This is a genomic window from Micromonospora sonchi (assembly GCF_014646235.1).
GTDB lineage: Bacteria > Actinomycetota > Actinomycetes > Mycobacteriales > Micromonosporaceae > Micromonospora > Micromonospora sonchi.
On record NZ_BMNB01000006.1, the window covers coordinates 59,394 to 70,431 of the forward strand.

Below are 11,038 nucleotides of genomic sequence, written 5' to 3' on the forward strand. Positions count from 1 at the left end.
GTCAGGATTTTGCCCAGCGCAGCACCTCGCCCAGCACCAGCTCCGGCGCCTCCAGGTGCGGGAAGTGCCCGATCTGGTCGAGCAGCCGCCACTCGTACGGTGCGCTGACGTAGCGGCCCGAGCCCTGGGCGGTACGCGGCAACGAGGCCTCGTCCAGCGCGCCGTGCAGTTGCAGGGTGGGGGTGACCAGCGGCCGCTGCATCAACTTGACGAACCGGTAGCCGTGCAACCGCAGCACCGACCGGAACGCCCACCGGTAGCCCTCCAGGGCACAGAACGCGGCCTGCGGGATGCGCATGGCCTCCCGGTAGCGCCGCGCGTACCCGGCGAACTCCGGGCCGGCGACCCAACGAGGGCCACCCCAGCGGCGCAGGATCTCCTCCACCGCCCAGCCCTCGTTGCGGGTGAGGACGTGCTCGTAGCGGGGCAGCTGGAACCTCAGCGCGGGTGTGGAGGCGGCGAACTGTCCACGCGGATCGGCGAAGATCGCCGCGCGTAGCCGCAGCGGGTGGGGGGCACCGAGTACCACCAGCCGGCGGACCAGCGCGGGGTGGAAAGCCGCTGCGGTCCAGCCGATCATCCCGCCGGCGCCGGCGCCGACCAGGGTGGCCGAGCGTTCGCCCAGGGCCCGGATCGTGCCGGCCACGTCGGCGGCGAGCGTGTAGCCGTCGTACCCCCGGGGTGGTTTGTCGCTGGCCCCGTAGCCCCGCAGGTCGACGGCGACGGCGCGGAAGCCGGCGTCGGCAAGCGCCGGGAGCATCTGGTGCCAGGCCCACCAGTGCTCGGGGAAGCCGTGCAGGAAGAGCACCATCGGCCCGGTGCCGGCCTCGACGACGTGGAACCGGCTGCCGTTGGCGCCGACGAACCGGTGCGTCCACGGCCCCTCGGTGAGGACGCAGGACTCGTCGACGGTGTCGCCACGCTGCTCGGTCATGACCGACAGCCTAGGACCCCCGTGCCGATGCTCCGGGCAGGTGACCTGCCCGGAGCATCGTTCGGTTGGCTCAGCGGCTCAGGAGAACCGGACCTTGGTGTTGATGCCCTTCTGTTCGAGCACCTTGATCTTGGTGCCGGTGGCCGGGAGCTTGACGCCGTGGTTCGGCAGCTCCGGGAACCAGTACTGCTTCGTGTCGTCGAACAGCGGCTGCGCGGCCTGCCCGCGGATGTGCTGCGGCTGGCTGTTCAGGTGCAGCGTGAAGGAGTCCGCCTTCTTCAGGCTGAACGGCGCGTCGTAGACCTGGATCCGGGCCCGCCAGGGCCGCCCGGTCAGGTTGTAGATCGGCCGGGGGCGGGAGTCGATGATCAGGTTCCGGCCCTCGCCCGGGTGTGCGAACGTGTCGTTCTCCGCCCACCGGGTGTTCCAGTACGAGATCAGCAGACCCTCCTGGTACGGGTAGTGGTCCACGTAGTCCGGCTTGGTGTTGGCGTACCCGAAGAAGTACGGGCCGGTCTTGAGGTACTTGTCGTACGAGATGTACTGCCGGGTGCCCGCGATGTAGTAGTTCGCGAAGCTGCGCGTGTAACTCTCCTCGACCACCTCGAAGCCGCCGGCCAGCATCCAGCCCGCCCCGCCGTCCTCGGCGCCGTCGGTGAAGACCGTCTCGCCGTCGGCGGTCAGGGTGATCGCGTCACCGAAGAACCCGCCCTCGGAGACCGCGCCGTCGGTCTGGTAGCGCAGCCGGAACCCGACGACGTCGCCGACCACCGCGTCCAGCGGGATCTGGATGTCCACCCACTCGTCCTCGGAGCTGCCGTACAGGGCGAAGCGGCCGGGGGAGATCTCCTTCAACGGCTCACCGTCGACCGTGCCGGGCTGTGGGGTCCAGGTCTGCCCACCGTCGGTCGAGGTCTCGAAGAAGAGGTAGTCGTACTCCTCCTCGATGCTGTAGCGGCCCTTCAGCGACACTGCCGCCGACGACTTCCCGGTCAGGTCGAACGACCGGGTCAGGGTGCTGTTCAGGTCGTCGGCGTTGCCGGAGAAGAACTGCCTGGCGCCCTCGAACGGCGCGCCGTTGTCGAAGGTGTACTCCCGCTCGGGCAGCACCACCACGGCGGCCTGGGCCTCCTCGGTGTGGTACTCCTGCGGGCCGAGGACCAGGGTGCGCTTCTCCCCGGCCCGGATCACCTCGTAGTCGAGCCAGCCGAGCTGGAGCTTGTTCCAGGCGCCCAGGTCGCCACCGCGCTCGCCGATGCCGCCGTCGTTCTTGGCGCCGAGCCGGCTCTGGGCCATCAGGGTCCAGTGCTCGTTGTTGTTGTCGCCGCCGCTGATGACGTTGTAGTCGTCGGGCAGGCCGAGGTCGTGGGCGTACTCGTGGTAGAAGACGCTGCGCCCGCCGTTCTCGGGCTGGATGGTGTAGTCGCCGATCCAGACACCGGTGTTGCCGATCTGGGTGCCGCCGGCCGGGAAGTTCGCCGGGCCGGTGCGACCCTGGTCGGTGGCGTACGCGTACCAGCGGTGGCTCCAGATGGCGTCCTCGCCGTAGAGCGGGTCACCGTCGGCCATGTCGCCGCCGGCGTGCACGATCTGGAAGTGGTCGATGTAGCCGTCCGGCTCGTTGAAGTCGCCGTCACCGTCGTGGTCGTACCGGTCCCACCGGTCCATCGCCCGCACGTCGGCGGCGATCTCCGCGTCGGTCCGGCCGGCGGCCCGCTGGTCGGCGACCCACTGGTTGGCCGCGTCGCGCACCAGCGCCCACACGTTGGAGCAGATGATCTGTTCACACGGGTAGCCGCTGGAGCGGCCGTACCGGGCCTGGTTGTAGTTGACCCTGACCCAGTTGGTGACCACACCGTCGACGCTGTAGCGGCCGGAGGACTGGGCCTCGTAGTACTGCTTCACCGACTCGACGCCCGGCCCGGTGCCGAAGTAGAGCTTCCGGTAGTGGTCGGCGTCGTAGTTCGGCTGCCAGACGGTGGAGTTGTCCACCCGGCGGTCCGGCTTCGGGATCTCGTTGTGCAGCGGCCCGTCGAAGCGCGCCGGGCCGGGCACTTCGGGGTCGGTGTCCCGGTCGGGGAAGTTCGGGTGCCGTTCGTTGCCGAACTCGGCGAGGATCACGAAGATCTGGTCGGTCTTCTCCCGGGACAGCTCGACGTACTGCTTCTCGGTGGGGCCTTTGCCGCGTTTGGTGGTCCGGGCGTCGCGACCGGCCTTGCCGCCACGGATGGCCCGGTCGCCGACCTTGACCACGGTGCTGCCGTTGATCCGTTCCGCCGTGGCGCGGCCTGAGAGCACCTCGCTCAGACCCTCCTGACGCAGGGCGCGGCGCTTCTCCTCCAGCGGATTCGGCAGGTCGTGTTCGGCGTGGGCGGGCTCGGCGACCGACGGGACGGCCGTCGGCGACTCGGCCACCGGCGCGGCGGCGGCCGATGCGCCGACCGTCAGCCCGGTCGCCGTCAATGAGAGCCCGAGCAGACCCACTGCGACTTTCCGCACGTGGTACCTCCGGATCGAGGGAACCGACCCATCGGGGGTTGTGGGCCGGTGGAATGGCCTCCGCGAAAATGGGGCCACTGGTGAACCTAGGCACTACCGGGGCCGGTGGGAAGGGGTCTGCGTCGATTTGATGAGGGTCTCTTCGTGGCGGGGCCGCGCCGAAACGACGACGGGTGGCGGTCCGTGTGGACCGCCACCCGTACCGGTGGTACGCCTGCCGTCAGTCCTCGTCGGACTTGCCGCCGCTCATGCCGGACGCGATCAACTCCATCACGGACGAGTCCTGCAACGTCGTCACGTCGCCCAGCGACCGGTTCTCCGCCACGTCCCGCAGCAGGCGACGCATGATCTTGCCCGACCGGGTCTTCGGCAGCTCCGGCACCAGCATGATCTGTCGGGGCTTGGCGATCGGCCCGAGCGTCCTCGCCACGTGGGCCCGCAGGTCGGCGATGAGCTGCTCGCCCGCCTCCCCGGAGATCTCCGCGCTGCCACGCGGAATGGCGAAGGCGACGATCGCCTGGCCGGTGGTCGGGTCGGTGGCGCCGACCACCGCCGCCTCCGCCACCGACGGGTGCGACACCAGCGCCGACTCCACCTCCGTGGTGGAGATGTTGTGCCCCGACACCAGCATCACGTCGTCGACCCGGCCGAGCAGCCAGATGTGCCCGTCGTCGTCCTTCTTCGCCCCGTCCCCGGCGAAGTAGACCCACTCCCCGCCGGTGGCGCCACCCGCGCCCGCGCCAAAGCGCGACCAGTACGTCTCGAGGAACCGGTTGTCGTCGCCCCAGACCGTCCGCAGCATCGACGGCCACGGCTCACGCAGCACCAGGTAGCCACCGCCGCCGTTCGGCACCGACTGGCCCTGGTCGTCGACCACGTCGGCGTCGACGCCGGGCAGCGGGGCCATCGCCGAGCCCGGCTTGGCGGCCGTGACACCCGGCAGCGGCGAGATCATGATCGCGCCGGTCTCGGTCTGCCACCAGGTGTCCACCACGGGCAGTTCGCCGTGGCCGACGTGCTGCCGGTACCACATCCACGCCTCGGGGTTGATCGGTTCGCCGACACTGCCCAACAGCCGCAGCGAGGACAACTCGTACCCGGCGGGGATCTCCTCACCCCACTTCATCATCGTCCGGATCAGGGTGGGCGCGGTGTAGAGGATGGTGACCCGGTACTTGTCGACGAGCTCCCAGAGCCGACCCTTGTGCGGGGTGTCCGGGGTGCCCTCGTACATCACCTGGGTGGCGCCGTTGGCCAGTGGGCCGTACACGATGTACGAGTGGCCGGTGACCCAGCCGATGTCGGCGGTGCACCAGTAGACGTCGGTCTCCGGCTTCAGGTCGAAGACCGCGTGCGCGGTGTACGCCACCTGGGCCAGGTAGCCGCCGGTGGTGTGCAGGATGCCCTTCGGGCGGGCGGTGGTGCCGCTGGTGTAGAGGATGAACAGCGGGTGCTCGGCGTCGAACGCCGCCGGGGTGTGCTCGGCCGACGCCGTCTCCACCGTCTCGTGCCACCAGCGGTCCTTCTCCGACCAGGCGACCTCCTCGCCGGTGCGCCGGACCACCAGGACGTGCTCGATCGACGGGCAGTTCGCCACCGCCTCGTCCACCGTCGGCTTCAGCGCGGACGGCTTGCCCCGCCGGTAGCCACCGTCGGCGGTGATCACCACCTTGGCCGAGGCGTCCTGGATCCGGTTGGTCAGCGACTCGCTGGAGAACCCACCGAACACCACGCTGTGCGTCGCGCCGATCCGGGCGCAGGCCAGCATCGCGACCGCCGCCTCCGGGATCATCGGCAGGTAGATCGCCACCCGGTCACCGGCGACCACCCCGAGGTCGGTGAGGGCGTTCGCCGCCTGGCAGGTCAGCCGGTGCAGCTCGGCGTACGTCACGGTGCGGGTGTCACCGGGCTCGCCCTCCCAGTGGATCGCCACCTTGTCGCCCCGGCCGGCCTCGATGTGCCGGTCGAGACAGTTGTAAGCCACGTTCAGCTGCCCGCCGACGAACCACTTCGCGAACGGCGGAGTCGACCAGTCCAACACCTGGTCCCACTGCTTCGCCCAACTCAGCCGCCCGGCCTGGCGCTCCCAGAAGGCCAGCCGGTCGGCCGCGGCCTCGGCGTACGCGTCGACGGTGACGTTGGCGTCAGCGGCGAGTTCGGCCGGCGGTGGGAACTGGCGCGTCTCGTTCAGCAAGTTGGCCAATGCCTCACTCATGCCGTTACTCCTCGTCGCTCGGGGGGTGGCCTGCGTCTCTTCCGGGCAGGTTAGCCGGGGCGAACGACCGAAGCGACCGAACCCACCAGCCCCCAGCGCCCAACGGCCCCTCCCACGCGCCGAGATGTAAGGAAGGGCCCCTTATTAACGCCTCCGGTAGAGGAAGGGCCCCTTGTTAACACCGCAACGCCGGCGTCGCTAGCGTGACGGGGTGACGAACGACCCGCTCGCGCCGCTGCTCGCCCTCGCCGACGTCGCCGACGCCGTCGAGCAGGCCCGCACCCGCTTCGACCAGGCGCTCGGCCACCGCGCGCTGCGCCGGCACGGGGGCGAGGTCGTCGCCGAGGTCAGCCTGCGCTCCGCGGTGGCCAGCGCCGCCCTGGAAGGCCGGATCCACGAGCGGGAGGCGGTACGCGCCGGCACCGTCACCGAGCCGGTGCTCCAGGGCGCCCTACGGGTCGCCGGGGCGCTGCCCGGGCTGAGCGACCTCTGGCCGAAGGCCCCCCGGCAGGCACTGGCGAAACTGCACGTACTCGCCGCCCGGGACCTGGTCACCGACGCCGAGCTGGGCCGACCGGTCGACGATCCGGTGGTCGCCGCCCGGCTGGACGGCCTGGCCGGGCTGGTGGCCGGCGGCACCACGGTCACCCCGCTGGTGCTGGCCGCCGTCGTACACGGGGAACTGCTGAACCTACGCCCGTTCGCCGGGCCCTCCGGCGTGGTGGCCCGGGGCGCGGCCCGCCTGGTGTTGCTCTCCAGCGGGTTCGACCCGCGTGGGCTGCTCGCTGTCGACGTCGGCCACCGCGAGCGTGAACCGGAGTACGTCGGTGCGGCCGGTGCCTTCGCCACCGGCACCCCGGACGGGCTGCGGTCCTGGCTGCGCCACTACATGGCCGCCGTCGAGGTGGGCGCCGACCAGCTCAAGGTGATCGGCGACGAGGTGCTGGCCACCACCTGACGGCCCGCCGCAACTCGGAGCGCGGGTAGGCGCCGGCACCGTCCTGGTGCCGGCTGCGGCGAGGCGAGTACGACGGCCGGCGGTGGACGCTCAGGCCGGGGCGGTGCTGGCACGGGTCCGGCGATGGCGGCCGTACCAGGCGATGCCGATCGCCACCCCGACGCCCACCCCGAGCGCGGCTGCGGCGACCGGAACGGCGGGCCGTTCCCGCAGCCGCCGACCCAGCGGGACCGGGTGCCGGAACTCCAGCACCGGCCAGGCGTTCTCGACGGCCAACCTGCGCAGCTGCCGGTCCGGGTTGACCACCGTCGGATGACCCACGCACTCCAGCAACGGCCGATCACTGTACGAGTCGGAGTACGCGTACGAGTCGGCCAGGTCGTACCCGCGCTCGATGGCGAGCTCGCTGACCGCCTCGACCTTGCGCGGGCCGGCCGCGTAGAACTCGACCTCGCCGTTGTACCGACCGTCCAGCACACCCATCCGGGTGGCGATCACGTCGGTGATGCCGAGCAACGCGCCGATCGGGCGCACCATCTCCTCACCCGAGGCGGAGACCAGGACGACGTCCCGGCCGGCGGCCTGGTGCTCCTCGATCAGGGCGGCGGCCTCGGCGTACACGTAAGGGTTGATCAGCTCGTGCAGCGTCTCCGCGACGATCTGACGGACCTGCTCCACCTGCCACCCCTTGCAGAGCGTGGCAAGGTAGTCCCGGGTCCGGGCCATGGTCTGCTCGTCGGTGCCGCCCAGCCGGAACATCAGCTGCGCGTACGCCGACTTGACCACGTCTCGCCGGGTGATGAGGCCGTCCCGGTAGAACGGCCGACCGAACGCCAAGGCGCTCGACTTGGCGATCACGGTCTTGTCGAGATCGAAGAAAGCGGCACTTCGGCCCACGGCGCGAAAGTCTAGCCCGATGGTCTATCGTCGGCGGGTGCCCGGGGGCCGAAGACCGCTCGAACCTGCGGTACGGCCGCACCGCGCCTGCGAAGAGTGACTGCGGTCACACTCTCCGAACCGGAATTCGCAGGGAGTGGAGGCTACACCACTCGACGTACACAGGTCTGCTCAGGCAGACTTGTCCACAAGACGAGCACTTTTATCTCGTACAACGGCAGACCCTCGGCGGTTGCACCCCCCGTGACCGCTGAGCGGGTTCGGCTCGACCCCCCCGGAGCCGAACCCCCGACGACCCCCGTCACCCCCCGACGGGGGTCGTCCCTTTCCCATGGAAGCGCTCCGACGCAAGTTCCAGGCCTCTCCGTCCTCGTCGAGGGCGCTGTCAGGCGGGCGTGTCCGGCTGTGGTGGTGGCAGAGCTGATGGTCACCCCGGCATACCGAGGGCACGGAGTGGCCGAGATCTGCTGGCGCGTCAAGTCGGCGACCATCCTGCGTGGCTGGCCACTCACCCGGATGCGGCGGCGGTTCGGCTCTACGAACGCGCGGGCTGGGTACGTCGGTTCTCGTATCAGGTGGACGGTCGGCCGTTGACGCTGTTCACTCGTGCGGCGGCGCCGGCGAGCCACTGAGGGTGACGGGGGATGTACAACCAACAGCGGGCCGGGCGGCGGCCCGCTCCCCAGGAGGGTGGGTCGATGGCAGATGGGATGGCAAAGCCACCAGGTGCGTGTGGTCTCCGCAGAAAGCACGAGCCGCCCCCACCCCCGTCAAAGGGTTAGGAGCGGCGCGTTCGGTCGTTAGCAGGCGACAAGATGGCGTACAGCCTCACGCGCCTTCTTGAAGTCCTCTCTCCTACTGGCCGGCAGGTCTTCATCAATTGCAAGCTGAAGAGCTGCCGTGACATCCTCAATCAGAGAACGAAGGATTTCGCCACGCTTTGCTTCGGCCGGAATGCTCCACTCGCGCTCGAACAGGAGCCTGTAGTAGTTGGCAACACCAACTGTCACATAGCGCTGCCTAGGTGAGTGGTAGACGATTCCATCTAGAAGGCTAGGACCCTCGTCGTCCTCTAGGGCCTCCTCGTCTCCATCTGACAGTGGGACATACAGCCAAAGAGAGATGTCGCCGGTGTAGCCGAGCACGCGCCAGAACAAATGAGACTGACCGCCCGTTCTGAATACACCCAATGAAGGAACACCGTTGAAGCGATCGAAGATCTCGACCTCCTCCACCGAAGTGACCGGCGCCCATGCCAGGTTGCCCAACGTTGGGAGAACAGACTTACTCACGAGTATCACCTCCCGTGGACTCAGTGAAGCACTTGTCGAAGCTCGTTGCCATAGCGTCATCCCACTCGGCGGGCCCGTGTGGTCCGGACGGTGGGAAGACCGAGACGTGAAGGGGATTGCCTCTTGTGGGTGAGTGGACGACCTCGAAGCCAGCTTGACGGAGCGCGCCAACGGTGGTGTATCGGGCCGTCGCCCAAGGTGGCGCAGCCTTGGTGACCAGGAGCGCGACTGCCATCTTTGATTGGCGACCAATGATCAAAGACATCTCTGTCTCACCAATGTCTACCCGTAGGCAGCTTCGGAAACCCTCCCCGTCCTCTCCGTACTGAGTGAGATCGACGTCATCCCGTAGCTCCTGGACCTCGGCCTTGTTGCCTTTGCCTCCGGGCACTCGGGTCCACCTTTGGTAACTTCATCGGTCAAGGGTTGCTCGAAGTTACCAAGGGCGCACCAAAGGTAGTGTCAGAAATCTGACACGCGGCGTGTCTCGTCGCCGTCGGGGTCGTTGTGACGATCAAGGCCTAACCTACCCGCGCCAGCCGGACGACCGCAGTGATTCGGGCAAAGCCACTCAATTATGGCTTGCTGGCGCTAATCTCTCTGCCGCATGACGCTGCGGCCCCGACCAAAGTCGATCTTCCCTACTCCGTCGTTCTGAGTCGGTCCGAATTGACTTTTGCCGACGCGAGTCGCCTGAGGAGTGGGCGCACTCTACCTCAGTAGCGTCGGGTGGACTGCTAGCGCATCTGCGCCTTGAAGGTGTGATCGGTTGCCATGGCGGCGGGAAAGCGGCGTCCAAAGCAACTTGGGGGCTTCGCGCCTCATGGAGACCGGATCTTGCTTGCGCCATCCCTTTGCCGACAATTGTGCGAACAGGGAGTTCCTCCGAGTGTCCCCGATGCTGCCGACGGTATATCAACGCATGATCAACGCCTGGATGGGCACCCCCACGTTGCCTTCAGTCGAGCGTAGTCAGTGAGTTACCAGCTGTCTGACATTCTGGCGCGGGCGCGATCGAGAGGCATCATCAAGGCCATGGCGAATTGGTTCGCCTCCTCTTCCGCCTGGCCGTGGGTTGTCCAAGGCCGAAAGGTGTGAAGCACCAAGTGCCCGAGTTCGTGGGCAAGGGTGAAGCGGTCACGGTCGCCCTGATGCCCTGGAAGCAACAATCAATGGTGCCGCCTGAGGCGAAGGGTGGTGACGGCGCTGGCACGTGCTCGTCGGCGCGTGACGCGTCATCGGTTGACAGCAGCCGACAGATTAAGACGGGATCCCCCCCCGACGAGGGGCGTCCCTTTGTGCTTGGGATTCCTCGGATCAGCCCCTAGCGGATCTCGGCGCGGGCCGGGGTGCGGGTCGGCTCGAAGCAGGCCAACGCCCGGCCGCGACGGTCGGTTACCACCCAGGGATGGCCGACGTACGTGTGCTGGTGGTGGGAGGCGGACGGCGGGATGACCGCGTACTGCTGGCGCCGGCCGTGGTGGTCCAGCCAGTAGAGGGTCACCGGCCGCGATCTGAGGTTGACGAACTCGATGCTGGTCTCCGCGCCGCCACTGACTGAGCGTAGGTGGCGCTCCCGCCAGCCTGGCAGCGGCGACAGTTGCGGCAGATGAGCGGGTGGAGTGGCCTTGGGCGGGCGGCCCGGCCGGCTCGGCGGCGGCGTCGGGCGGGAGTTGGACCTGCTTGGACTGGGGGCGGGGACGGGCCGGGACGCCGTCGCCGATGGCGAGGGAAGGCGCGCCGCTGCGGAGATATGGCCGGGTCTCTCCGGCCGGGAGGAGGAGACCCCACCGACCGACGACGCGGGGGAGGGCGACACCGCGACGCCGGGTAGGGACCGGGCCGACTCGGGCGACAGGCCGACGGGCGACGGACCCAGCCAGCCCGCCGGCCCGTCCGCGCCGGTGACCGGCGGCGGTTCCGTCGTCGGCCAGAGCACGGTGAGCAGAAGACCGAGTACGGCGGCGGCGACGCCCGCCAGCATCAGCCGGTGCGACGTACGGCCGTCACCGCGATGTGCCGGCTCGACGGTGATGACCGTGGATTGGCGTACGGCGGCGGGTGGCGCCTGCGACGACCGGCTCTCGCGGACGACGGGGGCCGCCGGTAGCGCGCGTTGTGCCGGCCGCGACGGCGGCGTGGTGCTGCCGCGCGGGTTGGACAGCCACGGACCGATCCGGAGCGGTGGCTCATCGCGGGGTTCCTGCTGCTCGTGCTCGGGTGAGTGCTTCATGACCTCGATC

At 69.0% G+C, this 11,038-nt stretch carries 8 protein-coding genes; 1 reads left to right on the plus strand and 7 read right to left on the minus strand.

Annotated features, from left to right (window positions below; translation table 11 throughout):
• Nucleotide 1: 1 nt before the first annotated feature.
• The 3 genes from IEY61_RS08340 to acs form a co-directional block, all read right to left on the minus strand.
• Entirely contained in the window at nt 2-934 is a 933-nt protein-coding gene (locus tag IEY61_RS08340) for an alpha/beta fold hydrolase (protein WP_189042212.1), read from the minus strand.
• 78 nt (nt 935-1,012) lie between these two features.
• A complete protein-coding gene (locus IEY61_RS08345) occupies nt 1,013-3,418 on the minus strand; it encodes an immune inhibitor A domain-containing protein (protein WP_189042495.1) in 2,406 nt (801 codons plus the stop codon).
• 235 nt (nt 3,419-3,653) lie between these two features.
• Nucleotides 3,654-5,648: an acetate--CoA ligase gene (gene acs / locus IEY61_RS08350; RefSeq protein WP_189042214.1), complete on the minus strand. Its 1,995-nt coding sequence runs from the start codon at nt 5,646-5,648 to the stop codon at nt 3,654-3,656.
• Nucleotides 5,649-5,859: 211 nt separating this feature from the next.
• Here acs and IEY61_RS08355 point away from each other — a divergent pair, with 211 nt between their 5' ends.
• Nucleotides 5,860-6,606, plus strand: coding sequence for a Fic family protein (locus tag IEY61_RS08355; RefSeq protein WP_189042216.1), 747 nt, complete (start codon nt 5,860-5,862; stop codon nt 6,604-6,606).
• A 90-nt stretch (nt 6,607-6,696) separates the two neighbouring features.
• Here IEY61_RS08355 and IEY61_RS08360 read toward each other — a convergent pair whose 3' ends face one another.
• The 4 genes from IEY61_RS08360 to IEY61_RS08375 form a co-directional block, all read right to left on the minus strand.
• Nucleotides 6,697-7,503, minus strand: coding sequence for an HAD family hydrolase (locus IEY61_RS08360; RefSeq protein WP_189042218.1), 807 nt, complete (start codon nt 7,501-7,503; stop codon nt 6,697-6,699).
• 800 nt (nt 7,504-8,303) lie between these two features.
• Nucleotides 8,304-8,795: a hypothetical protein gene (locus tag IEY61_RS08365; RefSeq protein ID WP_189042220.1), complete on the minus strand. Its 492-nt coding sequence runs from the start codon at nt 8,793-8,795 to the stop codon at nt 8,304-8,306.
• 980 nt (nt 8,796-9,775) lie between these two features.
• The gene (locus IEY61_RS32105; RefSeq protein ID WP_189042222.1) at nt 9,776-9,964 is read right to left on the minus strand and encodes an ImmA/IrrE family metallo-endopeptidase; all 189 of its coding nucleotides are present in this window, start codon (nt 9,962-9,964) and stop codon (nt 9,776-9,778) included.
• Between the two features lie 155 nt (nt 9,965-10,119).
• Complete coding sequence (locus IEY61_RS08375) at nt 10,120-11,028, minus strand: VHL beta domain-containing protein (RefSeq protein ID WP_189042224.1); 909 nt, start codon at nt 11,026-11,028, stop codon at nt 10,120-10,122.
• Nucleotides 11,029-11,038: the final 10 nt, after the last annotated feature.